At 40.7% G+C, this 20,000-nt stretch carries 16 protein-coding genes, 3 tRNA genes, 4 rRNA genes, 1 other RNA gene and 1 other annotated feature (2 of these 25 cut by a window edge); of the genes, 19 read left to right on the plus strand and 5 right to left on the minus strand.

The window, feature by feature from the left end:
• A 23S ribosomal RNA gene (locus LJY09_RS00050) occupies positions 1-1,640 on the plus strand (it extends 1,296 nt beyond the left edge of the window).
• 63 nt (positions 1,641-1,703) lie between these two features.
• Positions 1,704-1,819: ribosomal RNA gene (rrf, locus tag LJY09_RS00055) — 5S ribosomal RNA — on the plus strand.
• Positions 1,820-1,845: 26 nt separating this feature from the next.
• Here rrf and LJY09_RS00060 read toward each other — a convergent pair.
• On the minus strand, positions 1,846-2,811 hold the full coding sequence (locus LJY09_RS00060) for a YaaC family protein (protein WP_155010771.1): 966 nt from the start codon (positions 2,809-2,811) through the stop codon (positions 1,846-1,848).
• Positions 2,812-2,927: 116 nt separating this feature from the next.
• Here LJY09_RS00060 and guaB point away from each other — a divergent pair, with 116 nt between their 5' ends.
• The 6 genes from guaB (at position 2,928) to LJY09_RS00090 (ending at position 9,388) form a co-directional block, all read left to right on the plus strand.
• Positions 2,928-4,394 carry an IMP dehydrogenase gene (gene guaB, locus LJY09_RS00065; RefSeq protein WP_013054827.1) on the plus strand — a complete coding sequence of 489 codons (1,467 nt, stop codon included), beginning with the start codon at positions 2,928-2,930 and terminating at the stop codon, positions 4,392-4,394.
• Positions 4,395-4,544: 150 nt separating this feature from the next.
• Complete coding sequence (locus tag LJY09_RS00070) at positions 4,545-5,900, plus strand: serine hydrolase (RefSeq protein ID WP_028412711.1); 1,356 nt, start codon at positions 4,545-4,547, stop codon at positions 5,898-5,900.
• Between the two features lie 189 nt (positions 5,901-6,089).
• Complete coding sequence (pdxS, locus tag LJY09_RS00075; RefSeq protein WP_013054829.1) at positions 6,090-6,977, plus strand: pyridoxal 5'-phosphate synthase lyase subunit PdxS; 888 nt, start codon at positions 6,090-6,092, stop codon at positions 6,975-6,977.
• 21 nt (positions 6,978-6,998) lie between these two features.
• Entirely contained in the window at positions 6,999-7,586 is a 588-nt protein-coding gene (gene pdxT, locus LJY09_RS00080; RefSeq protein WP_028412710.1) for a pyridoxal 5'-phosphate synthase glutaminase subunit PdxT, read from the plus strand.
• Positions 7,587-7,643: 57 nt separating this feature from the next.
• Positions 7,644-7,856, plus strand: a binding site (T-box leader).
• Between the two features lie 52 nt (positions 7,857-7,908).
• Positions 7,909-9,186, plus strand: a complete 1,278-nt coding sequence (gene serS, locus LJY09_RS00085; RefSeq protein WP_028412709.1) for a serine--tRNA ligase — start codon at positions 7,909-7,911, stop codon at positions 9,184-9,186.
• A 109-nt stretch (positions 9,187-9,295) separates the two neighbouring features.
• Positions 9,296-9,388 (plus strand) — tRNA-Ser (locus tag LJY09_RS00090).
• 120 nt (positions 9,389-9,508) lie between these two features.
• Here LJY09_RS00090 and LJY09_RS00095 read toward each other — a convergent pair.
• The 4 genes from LJY09_RS00095 to LJY09_RS00110 form a co-directional block, all read right to left on the minus strand.
• Positions 9,509-10,189: a deoxynucleoside kinase gene (locus LJY09_RS00095; RefSeq protein WP_028412708.1), complete on the minus strand. Its 681-nt coding sequence runs from the start codon at positions 10,187-10,189 to the stop codon at positions 9,509-9,511.
• A complete protein-coding gene (locus LJY09_RS00100; protein ID WP_028412707.1) occupies positions 10,189-10,824 on the minus strand; it encodes a deoxynucleoside kinase in 636 nt (211 codons plus the stop codon). Before LJY09_RS00100 ends, LJY09_RS00095 begins: the two co-directional genes overlap by 1 nt.
• A gap of 143 nt (positions 10,825-10,967) precedes the next feature.
• Positions 10,968-12,269 carry a glycoside hydrolase family 18 protein gene (locus LJY09_RS00105; RefSeq protein ID WP_013081323.1) on the minus strand — a complete coding sequence of 434 codons (1,302 nt, stop codon included), beginning with the start codon at positions 12,267-12,269 and terminating at the stop codon, positions 10,968-10,970.
• Positions 12,270-12,325: 56 nt separating this feature from the next.
• Positions 12,326-12,868, minus strand: coding sequence for a cysteine hydrolase family protein (locus LJY09_RS00110; protein WP_033580900.1), 543 nt, complete (start codon positions 12,866-12,868; stop codon positions 12,326-12,328).
• 79 nt (positions 12,869-12,947) lie between these two features.
• On the opposite strand from LJY09_RS00110, the gene tadA reads away from it, so the two are divergent.
• From tadA to LJY09_RS00165, 11 genes are all read left to right on the plus strand, one after another.
• Positions 12,948-13,418: a tRNA adenosine(34) deaminase TadA gene (gene tadA / locus LJY09_RS00115; RefSeq protein ID WP_028412705.1), complete on the plus strand. Its 471-nt coding sequence runs from the start codon at positions 12,948-12,950 to the stop codon at positions 13,416-13,418.
• Positions 13,419-13,520: 102 nt separating this feature from the next.
• Positions 13,521-13,785, plus strand: an RNA gene (gene ffs / locus LJY09_RS00120) — signal recognition particle sRNA large type.
• A 130-nt stretch (positions 13,786-13,915) separates the two neighbouring features.
• Positions 13,916-15,604 carry a DNA polymerase III subunit gamma/tau gene (gene dnaX / locus LJY09_RS00125; protein WP_028412704.1) on the plus strand — a complete coding sequence of 563 codons (1,689 nt, stop codon included), beginning with the start codon at positions 13,916-13,918 and terminating at the stop codon, positions 15,602-15,604.
• A gap of 19 nt (positions 15,605-15,623) precedes the next feature.
• Positions 15,624-15,944 (plus strand): YbaB/EbfC family nucleoid-associated protein, encoded by a 321-nt coding sequence (locus LJY09_RS00130; RefSeq protein ID WP_013081327.1) that lies wholly within the window; start codon positions 15,624-15,626, stop codon positions 15,942-15,944.
• Positions 15,945-15,959: 15 nt separating this feature from the next.
• Complete coding sequence (gene recR, locus LJY09_RS00135) at positions 15,960-16,556, plus strand: recombination mediator RecR (protein ID WP_014461944.1); 597 nt, start codon at positions 15,960-15,962, stop codon at positions 16,554-16,556.
• Between the two features lie 14 nt (positions 16,557-16,570).
• Positions 16,571-16,795, plus strand: coding sequence for a YaaL family protein (locus tag LJY09_RS00140; RefSeq protein ID WP_013054840.1), 225 nt, complete (start codon positions 16,571-16,573; stop codon positions 16,793-16,795).
• A 116-nt stretch (positions 16,796-16,911) separates the two neighbouring features.
• Positions 16,912-17,181, plus strand: a complete 270-nt coding sequence (locus LJY09_RS00145) for a pro-sigmaK processing inhibitor BofA family protein (RefSeq protein WP_013081328.1) — start codon at positions 16,912-16,914, stop codon at positions 17,179-17,181.
• 289 nt (positions 17,182-17,470) lie between these two features.
• A 16S ribosomal RNA gene (locus LJY09_RS00150) occupies positions 17,471-19,022 on the plus strand.
• 69 nt (positions 19,023-19,091) lie between these two features.
• Positions 19,092-19,168 (plus strand) — tRNA-Ile (locus LJY09_RS00155).
• A 17-nt stretch (positions 19,169-19,185) separates the two neighbouring features.
• Positions 19,186-19,261, plus strand: a tRNA-Ala gene (locus LJY09_RS00160).
• 108 nt (positions 19,262-19,369) lie between these two features.
• A 23S ribosomal RNA gene (locus LJY09_RS00165) occupies positions 19,370-20,000 on the plus strand (it continues 2,305 nt past the right edge of the window).
• Together the 16S and 23S rRNA genes with 2 tRNA genes alongside form the textbook arrangement of a ribosomal RNA operon.

Genomic DNA, 20,000 nt, shown 5'->3' on the forward strand with positions numbered 1-20,000 from the left:
AATGCCGGTATGAGTAGCGAAAGACAAGTGAGAATCTTGTCCACCGAATGCCTAAGGTTTCCTGAGGAAGGCTCGTCCGCTCAGGGTTAGTCGGGACCTAAGCCGAGGCTGAAAAGCGTAGGCGATGGCCAACAGGTTGATATTCCTGTACCACCTCCCCGCCGTTTGAGTAATGGGGGGACGCAGTAGGATAGGGTAAGCGCGCTGCTGGATATGCGCGTTCAAGCAGTTAGGCTGATGAGTAGGCAAATCCGCTCATCATAAAGGCTGAGCTGTGATGACGAGGGAATTATAGTACCGAAGTTCCTGATTCCACACTGCCAAGAAAAGCCTCTAGCGAGGCGGGAGGTGCCCGTACCGCAAACCGACACAGGTAGGCGAGGAGAGAATCCTAAGGTGATCGAGAGAACTCTCGTTAAGGAACTCGGCAAAATGACCCCGTAACTTCGGGAGAAGGGGTGCTCTGGTAGGGTGTATAGCCCGAGAGAGCCGCAGTGAATAGGCCCAGGCGACTGTTTAGCAAAAACACAGGTCTCTGCGAAGCCGCAAGGCGAAGTATAGGGGCTGACGCCTGCCCGGTGCTGGAAGGTTAAGAGGAGGGGTTATCCTTTGGGAGAAGCTCTGAATCGAAGCCCCAGTAAACGGCGGCCGTAACTATAACGGTCCTAAGGTAGCGAAATTCCTTGTCGGGTAAGTTCCGACCCGCACGAAAGGCGTAACGATCTGGGCACTGTCTCAACGAGAGACTCGGTGAAATTATAGTACCTGTGAAGATGCAGGTTACCCGCGACAGGACGGAAAGACCCCGTGGAGCTTTACTGTAGCCTGATATTGAATTTTGGTACAGCTTGTACAGGATAGGTAGGAGCCTGAGAAGCCGGAGCGCTAGCTTCGGTGGAGGCGTCGGTGGGATACTACCCTGGCTGTATTGAAATTCTAACCCGCGGCCCTGATCGGGCCGGGAGACAGTGTCAGGTGGGCAGTTTGACTGGGGCGGTCGCCTCCTAAAATGTAACGGAGGCGCCCAAAGGTTCCCTCAGAATGGTTGGAAATCATTCGTAGAGTGTAAAGGCACAAGGGAGCTTGACTGCGAGACCTACAAGTCGAGCAGGGACGAAAGTCGGGCTTAGTGATCCGGTGGTTCCGCATGGAAGGGCCATCGCTCAACGGATAAAAGCTACCCCGGGGATAACAGGCTTATCTCCCCCAAGAGTCCACATCGACGGGGAGGTTTGGCACCTCGATGTCGGCTCATCGCATCCTGGGGCTGTAGTCGGTCCCAAGGGTTGGGCTGTTCGCCCATTAAAGCGGTACGCGAGCTGGGTTCAGAACGTCGTGAGACAGTTCGGTCCCTATCCGTCGTGGGCGTAGGAAATTTGAGAGGAGCTGTCCTTAGTACGAGAGGACCGGGATGGACACACCGCTGGTGTACCAGTTGTCTTGCCAAAGGCATCGCTGGGTAGCTATGTGTGGACGGGATAAGTGCTGAAAGCATCTAAGCATGAAGCCCCCCTCAAGATGAGATTTCCCATAGCGCAAGCTAGTAAGATCCCTGAAAGATGATCAGGTTGATAGGTCAGAGGTGGAAGCGTGGCGACATGTGTAGCTGACTGATACTAATCGATCGAGGACTTAACCAAACTTTTAAAAGCGTAAGCTTTACTCAGCAAACTGTTACCTAGTTTTGAGAGAGCAATCTCTTGTCTGGTGGCGATAGCGAAGAGGTCACACCCGTTCCCATACCGAACACGGAAGTTAAGCTCTTTAGCGCCAATGGTAGTTGGGACTTTGTCCCTGTGAGAGTAGGACGTTGCCAGGCACTTGAAAAAAGACTAGCTATTTTAGCTAGTCTTTTTTTGTGTGTTCATTTAAGTAACAAGAAATTAAGTAAGGAATCTTTTGAGCTGTAACCTCAAGGAACCTCAAGATAAATGGATAATCTTTCGAAGAGTATGTATGCAATAATTCATACCACCACTCTGTTTCATAACGTGAAATCATACTTAAATTATAAAGTAATAAGTAATGTGCCAACATCTCAGGGAAATATAAGCAGCTATCTTTTTCCAACGGTGCATGCAGCGTGTTAGCTTGGAAATTGTACATAAAAGGTGAACAATTATATAAACAGCTTGAAGGGTCAAGAATACATACCTGATCTTCTGACAAAGACAATGATAGATGGGAACGCTCTTTTAAAAAAGAATAGAGTCTTTCGTGATTCATATGATAACACCGTGTAACTTGTTCAGGAATAGGCAAAGAGGTAGCTGGAAGCGATCCAATAGTTGTTAAATGGGAAGATGGCCTCGTGCTCAAATTTAAAAATAATGTATCTAATTCAGGTACACAAGACAACAGATAATTCATTGTATATTTACTACCTTCTAGTTGTTTCACATGAAACAATTCTTCTCCTACTTGTGAAAATAAACCGCTTTTTTGAATCTTAACTTCATCATCTAAAAAATCATAACTTTGTTTTTTTCTTTTTCGTGTTGATACTCCATGTGCTAACACCGCCGTATTTTCGGGATATACGGGGTTTTGTGTTAACAAACAAGCTTTTAACAGCTGTGACATTCCATAAAATAATAAAACGGGTTGAACTGATACAGGAGATTGTGCCGCAACTTGATAATAATTTTTACTGTGTTCCAAATAATAAATAAATGGGTAACTGTTTTTAAAACTATGTTGCTCTGCATCGCTATAATTCAATTTTTGATAGCGCTTTTTTAAAAAGTCTTGTACAAAAGGAACGGAGAAAAATAAATTGTAGGACGTCCAAACATCATTAAATTTATGCAACTAAATCACCTTTTCTTTTTATTAGAATTATCTGATATCTAGTGAAGTTATTGACAGGTACATATCTGCTTGTTAATCTACTAATAATATTCTGTCGTTTAAAGGAGGATTCTATAATGTGGGAAAGCAAATTTTCTAAAGAAGGCTTAACATTTGATGACGTTTTACTGGTGCCAGCAAAATCTGAGGTACTACCTAAAGACGTTGATATGAGTGTTGAACTAACAAAAACATTAAAATTAAAGGTGCCGTTCATCAGTGCAGGAATGGATACAGTTACAGAAGCTGAAATGGCTATTGCGATGGCTAGACAAGGTGGTTTGGGTATCATTCACAAAAACATGTCGATTGAACAGCAAGCAGAACAAGTTGATAAAGTAAAACGTTCTGAAAGTGGTGTTATCACGGATCCTTTCTTTTTAACTCCTGAAAACCAAGTATTTGCTGCTGAACACTTAATGGGCAAATATCGTATCTCAGGTGTGCCGATTGTCAACAACGAAGAAGAACAAAAACTAGTTGGAATCCTTACAAACCGTGACTTGCGTTTCATCCAAGATTATTCAATGCAAATTGCTGACGTAATGACAAAAGAAGAATTAGTTACTGCTCCAGTAGGAACGACTTTAGAAGAAGCAGAGAAAATTCTACAGCAATACAAAATTGAAAAGTTACCTCTTGTAGATGACAATGGCGTATTAAAAGGCCTTATCACAATTAAAGACATTGAAAAAGTAATTGAGTTTCCAAATGCAGCTAAAGATCAACAAGGTCGATTATTAGTTGGAGCAGCTGTTGGCGTAACAGCTGATTCAAATGTTCGTATCGAAAAATTAGTACAAGCTGGCGTTGATGTTATCGTTATTGATACAGCGCATGGACATTCACAAGGCGTTTTAGATACAGTGCGCAGCATTCGCGAGGCATATCCAGAATTAAATATTATTGCTGGTAACGTAGCAACGGCTGAAGGTACAAAAGCATTAATTGAAGCTGGAGCAAACGTAGTAAAAGTAGGAATTGGACCTGGTTCAATTTGTACAACTCGTGTTGTCGCTGGTGTAGGCGTTCCACAAATTACGGCAGTATATGACTGTGCAACTGAAGCTCGTAAGCACGGGGTAGCTATTATTGCAGATGGCGGTATTAAGTACTCTGGAGATATCGTAAAAGCACTTGCAGCTGGTGGACATACAGTAATGCTAGGAAGCCTTCTAGCAGGAACGACAGAAAGCCCTGGCGAAACAGAAATCTACCAAGGAAGACGCTTTAAAGTGTATCGTGGAATGGGCTCTGTGGGAGCTATGGAAAAAGGAAGTAAAGATCGATACTTCCAAGAAGATAATAAAAAATTAGTTCCAGAAGGTATCGAAGGCCGTTTGCCTTACAAAGGACCTGTAGCAGATACTTTATATCAAATGATTGGTGGTTTACGCGCAGGAATGGGTTACTGTGGTTCAGCTAACTTAGAAGCGTTACGTGAACAGGCACAATTCATCCGTATGACTGGAGCAGGCTTAAGAGAAAGTCACCCACATGATGTACAAATTACAAAAGAATCTCCTAACTATTCTATGAGATAATCATGAATGTGTAAAAAACACGTTTCCTTAATAGGGAAACGTGTTTTTTATGTCATTAATCATGAATGTAACAGTACTTCTTTATCTATTTTTTTAAATTTTAGTATGATAAAATTATATTTATGTGAGTTTACGTTTGGAGGGTATAGAGTGAGAAACGCAGTACAGAAACAATTAATTTGTGTCATTGCTGTTATGTTAATGGCCAGCGTATTTTTTGTCTCTACACAAGCATCAGCTGCTTCTAAAACAGATGATATTGGCGTTGAAGCAGACGCAGCCATTTTAGTAGAGGCAAGTACGGGGAAAGTGCTATACGGGAAAAATACGGATGCTTTATTAGGTATTGCAAGCATGACAAAAATGATGACGGAATACCTAGTATTAGAATCCATAAAAGATAAGAAATTATCTTGGGATCAACGTGTGCCAGTTAGTAAATATGCAGCTAAAATTTCTCAGGATTATGGATTATCAAATGTACCATTAATCGAAAACCAAAAATATACGGTAAAAGAATTATATGATGCCATGGCTATTTATTCAGCTAATGGAGCAGCCATTGCTTTAGCTGAAGCTGTCAGTGGTTCTGAAGAAGGTTTCATTAAGTTAATGAATGAAACAGCAAAAAAATTAAATATGGGTGAATCAAAATTTGTCAATTCTACAGGTCTTTCTAATTCCTTGTTAAAAGGGATGTATCCAAAAGGAACAAAGGAAGAAGATGAGAACCTCCTATCTGCTCGGGCAGTTGCTACTCTTGCTTATCACTTGATTCATGATTATCCAGAATCTTTGGAAGTAGCCAAAACTCCTTCCAAGATGTTTAGACAAGGGCAACAAGGCGAAACAAAAATGAACAATTGGAATAAGATGCTCCCTGGTTTTTCAGCTGCATACAGCGGCGTAGACGGCTTAAAAACTGGTCATACAGATTTTGCAGGTCAATGTTTCACTGGAACTGCAGAGCGTAACGGGGTAAGATACATAACAGTTGTAATGAATGCCAAGGAAAACGGCAAGTCTACAGAAGCTGCTCGTTTTTCTCAAACGAAAAAGATATTGGACTATGCTTTTAGTCATTTTCAGTTAAAAGAAGTAGTGCCTGCTAACGGCGAGATTAAAGGGCATGAAACAATTGATGTTGCTAAAGGAAAATCAAAAGAAGCTTCCGTTTCTCCAAAGAATTCGGTAAAAATTATTACCGAAAAAGGTCAAAAAGATCATACTAAAATCAACTTTAAGTTAAACGATAAAGTTATGAACGATCAAAAAGTTGTTGCTCCTATTAAAAAAGGAGAAACAGTTGCTTATGTAAGTGCAACAAACAGCAATCTTAAAGATCTAGGCTATGTAGGAGGCCAAACTACAGATAGCATGACGCCGGTCGTGACAAACGAATCTGTTGAAAAAGCTGGATGGTTCTCTCTCGCTATCCGCAGTATTGGCAACTTCTTCAGCGATATTTGGATGAATGCTGCAAATACAGTGAATAACTGGTTTTAATGATAACTCAAGAGAAAGAAGAGATACTACAAGGGAGTATCTCTTTTTTTATTTTTAGATTTGTTTGTATATAATCTATAAATTAGATAGGAATTTTCCGAAAAATACGGTAAAATAGACACTAAGTTTTGAATTTTGTATATACACTAAAAATTATTGTGAAACACTTGATACAGGAGGAAGACAAACATGAATAACATTACAGGTACTGATCGTGTAAAACGAGGAATGGCGGAAATGCAAAAAGGTGGCGTTATCATGGACGTGATCAACGCAGAGCAAGCAAAAATTGCAGAAGCAGCAGGCGCTGTTGCCGTTATGGCATTAGAGCGTGTTCCAGCTGATATCCGTGCAGCAGGCGGCGTGTCTCGTATGGCAGACCCAACAATTGTTGAAGAAGTGATGAATGCTGTGTCCATTCCAGTTATGGCAAAAGCTCGTATTGGCCATATTGTTGAAGCACGCGTGCTAGAAGCGATGGGTGTAGACTACATCGATGAAAGTGAAGTGTTGACTCCAGCTGATGAGGAGTTTCATTTAAATAAAAATACATTTACGGTTCCATTTGTGTGCGGTTGTCGTGATCTTGGTGAAGCATCCCGCCGTATTGCTGAAGGAGCTGCAATGCTTCGTACAAAAGGCGAACCAGGGACAGGAAACATCGTGGAAGCAGTGCGTCATATGCGCCAAGTAAACGCTCAAGTACGTAAAGTTGTGGGCATGGACGAAGATGAGTTAATGACAGAGGCAAAACTATTAGGCGCGCCTTATGAGTTATTACTGCAAATTAAACGTGAAGGTCGCCTACCGGTTGTAAACTTTGCAGCGGGCGGTGTAGCAACACCAGCAGACGCAGCGTTAATGATGCAGCTTGGAGCAGACGGTGTGTTCGTTGGTTCAGGAATCTTTAAATCCGACAACCCTGAAAAATTTGCTCGAGCAATCGTTGAGGCAACAACGCATTATCAAGATTATGAACTCATTGCAAACTTGTCAAAAGGATTAGGAAGTGCAATGAAAGGAATTGAAATTTCATCATTATTACCAGAAAACCGCATGCAAGAGCGTGGATGGTAATTTAAAGGGAGTTTTGACAAAATGGTAAAAGTAGGCGTGTTAGGATTACAAGGTGCCTTTCGCGAGCATGCACAAGCATTAGAAGCAGCAGGCGCTGAAGCCATTATCATTAAAAAAGTTGAACAGCTAGACGAAATAGATGGTTTAATCCTACCGGGCGGCGAAAGCACAGCGATGCGTCGTCTGATTGACAAGTATGACTTTATGGAACCTCTTCGCCAGTTTGCACAAGCAGGTAAACCGGTGTTTGGTACGTGTGCGGGTTTAATTTTACTTGCAGGACAAGTTGTTGACCGTGAAGAGCCCCATTTAGGTGTTATGGATATTACGGTAGCTCGAAATTCATTTGGGCGCCAACGAGATAGCTTTGAAGCTGCTCTAAATATTAAAGATATTGGTGAAGATTTTATAGGCGTATTTATCCGTGCTCCGCATATTGTAGAAGTAGGAGAAAACGTTGAAGTCTTGGCAATGCATAACGACCGAATTGTTGCAGCAAGACAAGGTCAATTCTTGGGATGTTCGTTTCATCCAGAATTAACAGATGATGCTCGCATGGCTCAGTATTTTGTAGCAATGGTTGAAGAAGCTTCGAAAAAACCTGTATAAATGAATTGCATCTTGTAAAGACTTGTAGTACATTATGATTAATAAAAATGATATTGGTATAAAGCGTTGATAGGAAATAGTAATAAGATTTTTGATTTCAAGAGAGTCGATGGCTGGTGTGAATCGATAATCAATTCTTATGAATCCGTCCTGGAGCAAGCTGTCGAAAAAGTAGTAGGCAGTTTCGGTTCATCCGTTATCTGGTTTAAGAGGAAGGCTTATTTTAGCTTTCAATTAGGGTGGCAACGCGGGTAAACTCTCGTCCCTTTCATAGGGATGAGAGTTTTTATTTTGCCCTTTTATACTAAAGGAGGTACTCAGTATGTTAGATTTAAAATTTTTACGTGCTAATTTTAATGAAGTAAAAGAAAAGCTCAAGTTTCGTGGTGAGGACTTAACGGACTTAGGTCGCTTTGAAGAGTTAGATGCAAAACGCCGTGAGCTAATTGCTCAAACAGAAGAGTTAAAAAGCAAGCGAAATGAAGTATCACAGCAAATTGCACAATTGAAACGTGAAAAACAAGATGCTGATCATTTAATCGTTGAAATGCGTGAAGTAGGAGACCGCGTAAAGCAATTGGATGAAGAGCTTCGCAGCGTTGAAGAAGAGTTAGAGCTATTGCTGCTTTCAATTCCTAACGTTCCACATGAAAGTACGCCTGTAGGTGAAACTGAAGATGATAACGTAGAAGTTCGCAAATGGGGAGAAATTAAACAATTTGATTTTGAACCAAAACCGCACTGGGATTTAGGAACAGATTTAAATATTTTAGATTTTGAAAGAGCTTCGAAAGTAACGGGAAGCCGCTTTGTATTTTATAAAGGGTTAGGTGCAAGATTAGAACGTGCTCTTATTAACTTTATGATGGATTTACATATGGATGAGCATGGTTATGAAGAAATCCTTCCTCCATATATGGTGAATCGTACAAGTATGACAGGAACAGGGCAGCTTCCTAAATTTGAAGAAGATGCATTTAAAATTAAAGAAGAAGATTATTTCTTAATTCCTACAGCTGAAGTACCAGTTACAAATTTACATCGTGATGAAATTTTAAGCGGAGATCAGCTTCCAATTGCTTATACAGCGTATAGTGCTTGCTTCCGCTCAGAAGCAGGCTCTGCAGGAAGAGATACACGTGGGCTTATTCGTCAGCATCAGTTTAATAAAGTAGAACTTGTTCGCTTTGTTAAGCCAGAAGATTCTTATGATGAATTAGAAAAATTAACGGGCCATGCTGAAAAGGTTCTTCAACTATTAGGTTTACCTTACCGAGTTCTAAGCATGTGTACAGCTGACTTAGGTTTCACAGCAGCCAAAAAGTATGATATTGAAGTTTGGATTCCAAGTTATGAAACTTATCGTGAAATTTCTTCTTGTTCAAACTTTGAAAGCTTCCAAGCTCGCCGTGCTAATATTCGCTTCCGCCGTGATACAAAAGCAAAACCAGAACATGTTCATACACTAAATGGTTCTGGCTTAGCAATTGGCCGTACGGTAGCTGCAATTTTAGAAAACTACCAGCAGGAAGATGGATCAATTCAAATTCCAGAAGTGCTGCGTCCATATATGGGAAATAAAGAAGTTATTTCTAAATAAAAGTAGAAGATGTTCATTAAATTAATTTTTAATGAACATCTTTTTTAAAAAAATTAATAAAAGAGTTGACTTCATTATTTTTATATGATAAATTAATACTTGTCGATACGGAGGAATACCCAAGTCCGGCTGAAGGGATCGGTCTTGAAAACCGACAGGGGTGTTAAAGCCCGCGGGGGTTCGAATCCCTCTTCCTCCGCCATATTTGACTTATAATGCAATTAACATAGCGCGATAAATTGGAGATTGGAAAACCGTTACTTATAAGTAACGGTTTTTTATTTGTTGAAAATGCCGCTTTATTTATTAAAGCGGCATTTTTTTATAGCTGACGACGTTTTAACTTTTCGTTATGTTGTAAAAAGCGAGCCACTTTTTCAACAATTGATTCAATTGAATCAGGATCCTTGAGAAGGTCGTATTCTCTAATATCTAAACGGAGAATAGGACAAGCCGTAAAGTTATTAATCCATTCTTCATATCGGGCGTGCATCTCTTTCCAATAATCAAGAGGCGTTTGTTGTTCCATTGGTCGCCCTCTTTCTTGAATGCGATCTACAATATCTTCGAAGCTGCCTTCCAAATAAATGAGCAGATCTGGATGAGGGAAGTATGGAGTCATAACCATTGCATCGAACAAGCTTGTATATGTCTCATAGTCTACTTTAGACATTGTTCCCTTTTCAAAATGCATCTTAGCAAAGATACCGGTATCTTCGTAAATGGATCTGTCTTGGATAAAGCCGCCGCCATACTCGAAAATCTTCTTTTGTTCTTTAAAGCGTTCCGCTAAAAAATATACCTGTAGGTGAAAGCTCCAGCGTTCAAAATCCCCATAAAATTTGTCCAGGTAAGGGTTGGAATCTACTTTTTCAAACGATGTGCGAAATTGGAGAGCATCAGCCAATGATTGAGTCATCGTAGATTTCCCAACTCCAACTGTACCAGCTATCGTCAACACAGCATCATTAGGAATGTTGTATTTCGATCGTAAGTTTACCATTATATACTCCTTTTCAACATACTCTCTTGAACCTCTGATAAGATTCTATTTAAGTGTTGTTTATTTTGTACAAAATCTATTTCATCACCGTTATAACGTAAAATGGTTACGTCAGGGTTCTTTTGTTCAAATGCCGTCATAGCTTTTTCATAATCATCACTTAGTCTCGCAAGGTAGTGAGGATCGATGTTTCGTTCAATTTCTCTTCCACGCATTTTAATACGCTTTAGCAAGGTATCTAAACTGGCATTTAAATAAATAATAATGTTCGGAGCCGGCATATCAGCCGTTAAGATGTGGAAGATTTGTACATATTTTTTATACTGTTCATCTTTTAACGTTTGCTCAGCGAAAATCATGTTTTTCATAATATGATAATCTGCTACAACAGGTTTTTTATAAGATAAGAACCCTTTTTGAATATCCTCTAACTGCTTATATCGATTACATAGAAAAAACATTTCGGTTTGAAAACTCCACTCGTCGATATTCTCATAAAATTTCCCGAGAAATGGATTTTCATCTACGATTTCTTTTAAAATTTCGAACTGAAATGCTTGTGCAATCTCTTTAGCTAGAGAGGTTTTTCCGACACCGATGGGTCCTTCTACTGAAATAAAAGGTGTGCCTTGCATTCATTTGCCTCCTTCATGACCACTCGTTCAAAAAAAACAGACAAAAAATATTTTAACATAGAGAAGGAGAATAAGGGGAAAAGAAATTTCTTTCAGTAAGAAGAATAACAAAAAGCCTACTGTTAACAGTAAGCTTTCCCTATTTATGGCTGTGTCACTCTTTTTGTAATTTTGAAGTTGTCTTCAATCAAGAGCCAGTTTTGCGGGAAATCTAAGCCTAGTTTCCAGTAGGCCATTCCTCTAAGTTTTAATTCTTTGATTAAATCAAACTTGGCCTGAATAGACCTAGCGTCTTCAAACCATACTTCGTGAGTGCGCTGCTGTTCATCTTTATACCGGAAGAAAGGAGCTTGTGCTTTATTGTCGTATTGAATAGCTACTTTATAACGAGCTGCCAACTCAATAGCTCGTTGAGGACTAATGGCTTTGGCATATTCTCCTCCTGGTTTGTAAGGCAGTGTCCAATCGTAACCGTATAGGTTTTGGCCCATGATAATTTTTGAACTAGGTATTTCAGATACTGCATATTCTAAAACATCACGTACGGGACCAATAGGAGAGACGGCCATAGGAGGCCCACCGCTATATCCCCATTCATATGTCATTGGAACAACGAAGTTAGCAATCTCTCCAATGGCTTTATAATCATGTGCTTCATACCATTTGCCTTTTTGATCTCGACTTGTCTTCGGAGCTAAAGCCACAGACATGAGAAGTTGCTCATCTTGAAGACGCTTTTTTGCTTTCTGTAAGAATGCAATATAGGCTTCTTTATCTGCCGGACGCAAAAATTCGAAGTCAAAGTGAATGTCTCTGAAATTTTGTTCTTTCGCTGTTTTTACAATATTATTTAAGAGCGTATCTTGAACGTCTTTATTAGTTAAAATTGCTCGGCCGACTTCATCACTGAATGCACCGTTTTCAATATTAGCCAATACCATTAAGAAGATGACGTCATTTTCTTTAGCAATAGAACCTAAATTGTTAAGTGGAGGTGCCTTTAGAGAACCGTCTTTTTGCACTTCGAAGTTCGCTGGTCCGAGATAAGTAAGGTATTTTGCATTTTGATTAATCATTTTCTCTGTTTGAGGGGTGATTTTTCGATTGCTTGTTTCAACATACCCTAAAAACTCACCGTTTCTTTTGTTTGGGGAAGGGGGAATTAAGATGCGGCGGCCAGGTGTTAAGGGTGCTGTAACTGAAACATTGTTCGCATTGGCAATAGCCTGATAGCTAACGCCTAATTTTCGTCCTATTTTCCATATAGTGTCCCCAGCTTTTACTGTGTAGTAAGTACCGTTGATGGGAATAACCATAGATTGCCCGATGACGAGTTGATTTGGATTAGGTAATTCATTTGCTCTTATAATCTTTCCTGCGTCAATCCGGAACTGTTTTGCAATACTATATATACTGTCACCTGCTTTAACAGTGTAAATTTGCATAATAAAAAGCCTCCATTTCATATGACTTACTTCCATCATATGAGAAGGCTTTTTACTTAATTCATCAACTCAGTATGTTTGCAAATACGAGCATTTAATACGTTATGCATCATTCTTAAAGCAAAGGTATTGTCTTCATCTGCGTTTGAAGCAATACAATCTTCAGGCACAATTAAATTATACTCACGCATATAAGCATCGTTGGCTGAAAAAAGCACGCATATATTTCCCGCAATTCCTGTTAAAATAAGTGTATGCACATCGAGCTGTGATAGCAAAATATTTAAAGCTGTTCCATAGAAAATAGAATGCTTTGGTTTAATTAAAAAGTAATCAGCGTTTTGTGGTGAAATGTGATGTAGAATGGGTGAACTTACCTCATTTGTGCAGTGTGTTAAAATGGTTTCTAAGTTTGCTTGCCATAGCTTATAGTGGTCATTGACGTAAATAATAGGGATATGTTGAGACGAGGCATATTGTTTTAATTCGGCAATATTTTGAGCGATTATTAAAGATTTTTCAGCAAGTACTTTGCCGTTTTTGAATTGAAAATCGTTTAGCATATCAATAATAATTAAAGCAGTTTTAGCATTCTTCACACAAGGTCTCTCCTTTTCCTGATGTACATAGTAAATAGTTTGACTCAGAAAAAATATAATATGTAAGGTTGGATAAAAAGTGTTAAATGATGAAAAGTATATGAGGTTGGCAATTGATGAAGCATTAAAAGCTAAAGATAAATTAGAGGTTCCTATTGGAGCAGTTATTGTTCAAAATGATGAGGTGATTGCTGCAGCTTATAACTTACGAGAAACAGAACAGCGATCAGTTGCTCATGCGGAACTTTTAGCCATTGATGAAGCATGTAAGAAACTAGGAACATGGAGGTTGGAAGACGCTACGTTATATGTCACCTTAGAACCATGTCCGATGTGTGCAGGTGCTATTGTATTATCAAGAGTGAAAAGAGTTGTGTTTGGCGCTTATGATCCTAAAGGTGGCTGCGCTGGAACATTGTTAAATTTATTAGAGTTTGAAAAGTTTAATCATCAAGCAGAAGTAGTAGGAGGTATGCTAGAAGAAGAATGCGGGAGCCTCTTAACGACTTTTTTTCGTGAGTTACGTCAACGAAAAAAGGCTGGAAAATAGCGCTAAAAAAGTAAGTTTTCCATAGCGGTTGCATTTTTGAATGAAAAGACGTATACTTGTAAATGCATCAACTTGATGCCCAAACTATTGGTTTCAACTTTGCCGTGCTAAGCGGGGAGGTAGCGGTGCCCTGTACTCGCAATCCGCTCTAGCGAGGCCGAATTCCTTCTTGAGGTTAGCTCATCTTAGGGCCTGCCTTAAGTAAGTGGTGTTGACGTTTGGGTCCTATGCAATGGGAATCTGTGAACCCTGTCAGGTCCGGAAGGAAGCAGCAGTAAGCAGAACCTCTCATGTGCCATGGGGTCGCCTGAACCGAGCTAACTGCTTAAGTAACGCCTGGGGTGGCTAATCGACGGAAGGTGCACGGCAGTTATATACATAAGTTTAGTCTACTCTGTGAGAGTAGGCTTTTTATTTTATCTCTTACTATTTTGAAAAAAAACCTCATAATACGCTATAATGAGAACTAATGAATTATATTAAAAGGAGAGGATGTAGTGGCATATCAGGCTCTGTACCGTGTATACCGTCCTCAAAGCTTTAACGACGTAGTCGGTCAACAACATATTATCAAAACACTTCAAAATGCCCTTGTCCAAGAAAAATTTTCGCATGCGTATTTATTTTCTGGGCCTCGAGGGACAGGGAAGACAACAGCTGCTAAAATTTTAGCGAAAGCCGTTAACTGTGAAAAAGCACCCATTGCTGAACCTTGTAATGAATGTGCAACTTGTCGGGGAATTACGGATGGTTCCATTTCTGATGTAATTGAAATTGATGCAGCCTCTAATAATGGAGTCGATGAAATTCGAGATATCCGTGATAAAGTAAAATATGCACCTAGTGCTGTTCGATACAAAGTGTACATTATTGATGAAGTTCATATGCTTTCAATTGGAGCTTTTAACGCTTTGTTAAAAACGTTAGAAGAACCTCCTGCACATGTCATCTTTATTTTAGCTACAACAGAGCCCCATAAAATTCCATTAACGATTATCTCCAGATGTCAGCGCTTTGATTTCAAACGCATTTCGCCAGAAGATATCGTATATCGAATGAAGGAAGTATTAGGTTCTGAAGAGCTAGAAGTAAGCGAGGATGCTCTTTACGAAATTGCGAAAGCTTCAGAAGGCGGCATGCGTGATGCACTTAGTCTTTTAGACCAAGCCATCTCGTATAGTACGGAGAAGGTGAGCTTAGAGGATGTTCTATCCATAACAGGAGCAGTATCACAGTCTTTTATTGTGAAGATCGTCCAAGCTATCTTTAACGAAAACATTGTAGAAGCGCTAGATTCTGTTGAAAGTTTGATCAAAAACGGAAAAGATCCAGCGAGGTTTGTAGAGGACCTCATCTTCTATTATCGTGATGTTCTGCTTTATCAAGCTTCAGAAGAAAATGCATATTTACTTGAAAAAGCAGCGGTTAACGAAGAGTTTAAAGAACTTAGTTCAAAAATGGATAGTGCCTTTATTTATAAAGTCATTGCTGAATTGAACCAAACTCAGCAAGAGATGAAATGGAGCAATCATCCTCGAGTGCTACTTGAAGTAGCTTTAGTAAAATTAGCTCAAAGTTCTACAAATCAAGAGGGTGCTCTTCCATATCAAGACATTTTGCAAAAAATGAATCAAATGGAAGCAGAACTGCAGCAGCTAAAAGAAAAAGGCATTCAAGTTGATCATACAGCTCAGGCAGCGCAAACAGAGAAAAAACAGACAAGACAGTCAAGAAGTCAGTACAAAACGCCTGTTGGAAAGGTAAATGAAGTTTTAAAAAATGCCACTCGGCAGAATTTAGAAACCATTAAGCGATCTTGGGCGCAGGTATTAGACACATTGAAACAACAAAATAAAGCTTCACATGCAGCGTTGTTATCTAACAGTGAACCGGTTGCGTCTTCAGATCAATCATTTATACTTAAATTCAAATATGAAATTCATTGCAAAATGGCTTCTGAAAATAACAACAATGTACGTGATAATTTAGAGAATATCTTATATACTTTAATTGGCAGCAAGCGTGAAATGGTTGCAATTCCAGAAAGTGAATGGGATAAAGTAAGAGAAGAGTTTCTTCAAGGACAGCAAAGTGATGGGTCATCAGGTCAACCACAGGAGGAAGACCCCGTGGTTGCAGAAGCGAAAAAGCTATTTGGAGAAGACTTAATCGAAATTCAAGAGTAAATTTAGGAGGAATGTTCATATGATGAAAGGCATGGGCAATATGCAAAAAATGATGAAACAAATGCAAAAAATGCAAAAAGATATGCAAAAAGCGCAGGAAGAGTTAGCTGAAAAAACTGTTGAAGGTACAGCTGGCGGTGGAATGGTAACAGTTGTGGTTAACGGTCAGAAACAAGTAATTGATGTAAATATTAAAGAGGATGTAGTAGATCCTGAAGATATTGAAATGCTACAAGATTTAGTACTAGCAGCAACAAATGACGCATTAAAACAAATGGACGATTTAACAAATAACACAATGGGTCAATTTACAAAAGGTTTAAATATTCCAGGACTTTAATAAGGTGGTTGCCACGTGCATTATCCAGAACCAATATCAAAGCTTATAGATAGTTTTATGAAGTTACCCGGCATTGGTCCAAAAACAGCTGTTCGCTTAGCGTTCTTTGTTTTATCTATGAAAGAAGATACGGTATTAGATTTTGCAAAAGCATTAGTTAATGCGAAGCGAAATTTAACCTATTGTTCAGTTTGTGGGCATATCACAGATCAAGATCCTTGCTACATTTGTCAAGATCAGCGTAGAGAGCGCAGTGTGGTGTGTGTCGTGCAAGACCCTAAAGATGTCATTGCAATGGAGAAAATGAAAGAATATAACGGCTTGTATCATGTCCTGCATGGCGCAATTTCACCTATGGAAGGAATAGGGCCTGAAGATATCAAAGTACCAGAGTTATTAAAAAGACTTCAAGATGATGAGATTCAAGAAGTGATTTTAGCTACTAACCCGAATATAGAGGGCGAAGCTACGGCTATGTATATCTCTAGGCTCTTAAAGCCGACAGGAATTAAAATTACTAGAATTGCTCATGGGTTACCCGTCGGAGGAGACCTTGAGTACGCGGACGAAGTAACATTATCTAAAGCCCTAGAAGGTAGAAGAGAAGTATAACGAGGTACTTGCATATGTTTTTTAAACGAAAAGGTTGGCTACGCAAAGAGTACGATGATGAATTTGTGAAGACTTTTATGCAAGTAAAGCAGGAATGGAGTCACAAAACTTCAATGGTAGAAAGAAGTGTAGATCCTTCAGAAGAGGTAATGGTAGATATTCGATTAGCCAAAATGAAGTATCTTTTTCTATTAAAAGAAGCCAAACATCGAAATATTTCAATTAACAGGATGTCATAGAGGCATCCTGTTTTGTTGTCTTTATAAAATAAGGATTTCCCTCCGTGAAATAGTGCTTTTTTTGAATGCTTGGACATATATATAAGGTAACTTATCTGCTTTAAGAAGGAGGCAACATGCTAAATCATCCTATTGTAGTTGTGTCTTTTTTAATAGGGCTAATCATTCTACTCTTAGTAACAGGTGGTGTTGAAAAAATGCTTCGAGTCATTGGAAATTTATCGATTAAGCTTATTATTGGCGTTTTGCTGCTTTTCTTTATTAACATCTTTGGCGTACAGTTCGGTATTCATATTCCTATTAATTTCCCCACAGCTATTGTTTCAGCTATTTTAGGTATTCCAGGAATAGCTGCCCTACTTGTTATTAATAATTTCATATTATAATTTGGAAGAATATCCAAAATAAAAGTTTTCTGGAATCTTTTCGAGAAAACTTTTATTTTTTTTGAAAAAGTTGTTGACCAGCAAGTTATCAGATGTTATATTTATATACGTCGCTAAGACAGTAACGAAAAATAACTCAAAAATAACTTAAAGAAAAAAGTTGTTGACAAGTTATTCTTAAGGTGGTAAGATGAGAAAGTCGCCTTGAGACAAGAGTTCTTTGAAAACTGAACGAAATAGTAAACGTCAACGTTAATTTTTATTTTTTTAAACGAGCAAGTCAAACATTTCTTCGGAGAGTTTGATCCTGGCTCAGGATGAACGCTGGCGGCGTGCCTAATACATGCAAGTCGAGCGAACTGATTAGAAGCTTGCTTCTAAGACGTTAGCGGCGGACGGGTGAGTAACACGTGGGCAACCTGCCTGTAAGACTGGGATAACTTCGGGAAACCGAAGCTAATACCGGATACGATTTTCTCCTTCATGGGAGATGATTGAAAGATGGTTTCGGCTATCACTTACAGATGGGCCCGCGGTGCATTAGCTAGTTGGTGAGGTAACGGCTCACCAAGGCAACGATGCATAGCCGACCTGAGAGGGTGATCGGCCACACTGGGACTGAGACACGGCCCAGACTCCTACGGGAGGCAGCAGTAGGGAATCTTCCGCAATGGACGAAAGTCTGACGGAGCAACGCCGCGTGAGTGATGAAGGCTTTCGGGTCGTAAAACTCTGTTGTTAGGGAAGAACAAGTACGAGAGTAACTGCTCGTACCTTGACGGTACCTAACCAGAAAGCCACGGCTAACTACGTGCCAGCAGCCGCGGTAATACGTAGGTGGCAAGCGTTATCCGGAATTATTGGGCGTAAAGCGCGCGCAGGCGGTTTCTTAAGTCTGATGTGAAAGCCCACGGCTCAACCGTGGAGGGTCATTGGAAACTGGGGAACTTGAGTGCAGAAGAGAAAAGCGGAATTCCACGTGTAGCGGTGAAATGCGTAGAGATGTGGAGGAACACCAGTGGCGAAGGCGGCTTTTTGGTCTGTAACTGACGCTGAGGCGCGAAAGCGTGGGGAGCAAACAGGATTAGATACCCTGGTAGTCCACGCCGTAAACGATGAGTGCTAAGTGTTAGAGGGTTTCCGCCCTTTAGTGCTGCAGCTAACGCATTAAGCACTCCGCCTGGGGAGTACGGTCGCAAGACTGAAACTCAAAGGAATTGACGGGGGCCCGCACAAGCGGTGGAGCATGTGGTTTAATTCGAAGCAACGCGAAGAACCTTACCAGGTCTTGACATCCTCTGACAACTCTAGAGATAGAGCGTTCCCCTTCGGGGGACAGAGTGACAGGTGGTGCATGGTTGTCGTCAGCTCGTGTCGTGAGATGTTGGGTTAAGTCCCGCAACGAGCGCAACCCTTGATCTTAGTTGCCAGCATTTAGTTGGGCACTCTAAGGTGACTGCCGGTGACAAACCGGAGGAAGGTGGGGATGACGTCAAATCATCATGCCCCTTATGACCTGGGCTACACACGTGCTACAATGGATGGTACAAAGGGCTGCAAGACCGCGAGGTCAAGCCAATCCCATAAAACCATTCTCAGTTCGGATTGTAGGCTGCAACTCGCCTACATGAAGCTGGAATCGCTAGTAATCGCGGATCAGCATGCCGCGGTGAATACGTTCCCGGGCCTTGTACACACCGCCCGTCACACCACGAGAGTTTGTAACACCCGAAGTCGGTGGAGTAACCGTAAGGAGCTAGCCGCCTAAGGTGGGACAGATGATTGGGGTGAAGTCGTAACAAGGTAGCCGTATCGGAAGGTGCGGCTGGATCACCTCCTTTCTAAGGATTTTTACATGACGTACGTTTCATTTCGTTCAGTTTTGAGAGAATTCTCTCTATCATATATATGGGCCTATAGCTCAGCTGGTTAGAGCGCACGCCTGATAAGCGTGAGGTCGGTGGTTCGAGTCCACTTAGGCCCACCATATATATTTAAACGAATGGGGCCTTAGCTCAGCTGGGAGAGCGCCTGCCTTGCACGCAGGAGGTCAGCGGTTCGATCCCGCTAGGCTCCACCAATTGTTCTTTGAAAACTAGATAACAGTAATTGCTGAGGAAAAGTGAAACTTTTCTTTAATCAAACCAATAAATAACACAACTTTATGTTGTACCATTTATTCGCTAATGGTTAAGTTAGAAAGGGCGCACGGTGAATGCCTTGGCACTAGGAGCCGATGAAGGACGGGACTAACACCGATATGCTTCGGGGAGCTGTAAGTGAGCTTTGATCCGGAGATTTCCGAATGGGGAAACCCACTGTTCGTAATGGAACAGTATCTTTATCTGAATACATAGGATATTGAAGGCAGACCCGGGGAACTGAAACATCTAAGTACCCGGAGGAAGAGAAAGCAAATGCGATTTCCTGAGTAGCGGCGAGCGAAACGGAATTAGCCCAAACCAAGAGGCTTGCCTCTTGGGGTTGTAGGACACTCTATACGGAGTTACAAAGGAACGAAGTAAATGAAGCGACCTGGAAAGGTCCGTCGAAGAAGGTAACAACCCTGTAGTTGAAACTTCGTTCCCTCTTGAGTGGATCCTGAGTACGGCGGAACACGTGAAATTCCGTCGGAAGCTGGGAGGACCATCTCCCAAGGCTAAATACTACCTAGTGACCGATAGTGAACCAGTACCGTGAGGGAAAGGTGAAAAGCACCCCGGAAGGGGAGTGAAAGAGATCCTGAAACCGTGTGCCTACAAGTAGTCAGAGCCCGTTAACGGGTGATGGCGTGCCTTTTGTAGAATGAACCGGCGAGT

It is taken from the genome of Priestia sp. J2 (assembly GCF_020790095.1).
Lineage (GTDB): Bacteria > Bacillota > Bacilli > Bacillales > Bacillaceae_H > Priestia > Priestia zanthoxyli.

What these genes read in the sequence shown, in the direction of transcription:
- guaB (WP_013054827.1), top strand. Translation starts at nt 2,928, where the DNA reads ATGTGGGAAAGCAAATTTTCTAAAGAAGGCTTAACATTTGATGACGTT.
- pdxS (WP_013054829.1), top strand. Translation starts at nt 6,090, where the DNA reads ATGAATAACATTACAGGTACTGATCGTGTAAAACGAGGAATGGCGGAA.
- pdxT (WP_028412710.1), top strand. Translation starts at nt 6,999, where the DNA reads ATGGTAAAAGTAGGCGTGTTAGGATTACAAGGTGCCTTTCGCGAGCAT.
- serS (WP_028412709.1), top strand. Translation starts at nt 7,909, where the DNA reads ATGTTAGATTTAAAATTTTTACGTGCTAATTTTAATGAAGTAAAAGAA.
- LJY09_RS00095 (WP_028412708.1), bottom strand. Translation starts at nt 10,189, where the DNA reads ATGGTAAACTTACGATCGAAATACAACATTCCTAATGATGCTGTGTTG.
- LJY09_RS00100 (WP_028412707.1), bottom strand. Translation starts at nt 10,824, where the DNA reads ATGCAAGGCACACCTTTTATTTCAGTAGAAGGACCCATCGGTGTCGGA.
- LJY09_RS00105 (WP_013081323.1), bottom strand. Translation starts at nt 12,269, where the DNA reads ATGCAAATTTACACTGTTAAAGCAGGTGACAGTATATATAGTATTGCA.
- LJY09_RS00130 (WP_013081327.1), top strand. Translation starts at nt 15,624, where the DNA reads ATGATGAAAGGCATGGGCAATATGCAAAAAATGATGAAACAAATGCAA.
- LJY09_RS00140 (WP_013054840.1), top strand. Translation starts at nt 16,571, where the DNA reads ATGTTTTTTAAACGAAAAGGTTGGCTACGCAAAGAGTACGATGATGAA.
- LJY09_RS00145 (WP_013081328.1), top strand. Translation starts at nt 16,912, where the DNA reads ATGCTAAATCATCCTATTGTAGTTGTGTCTTTTTTAATAGGGCTAATC.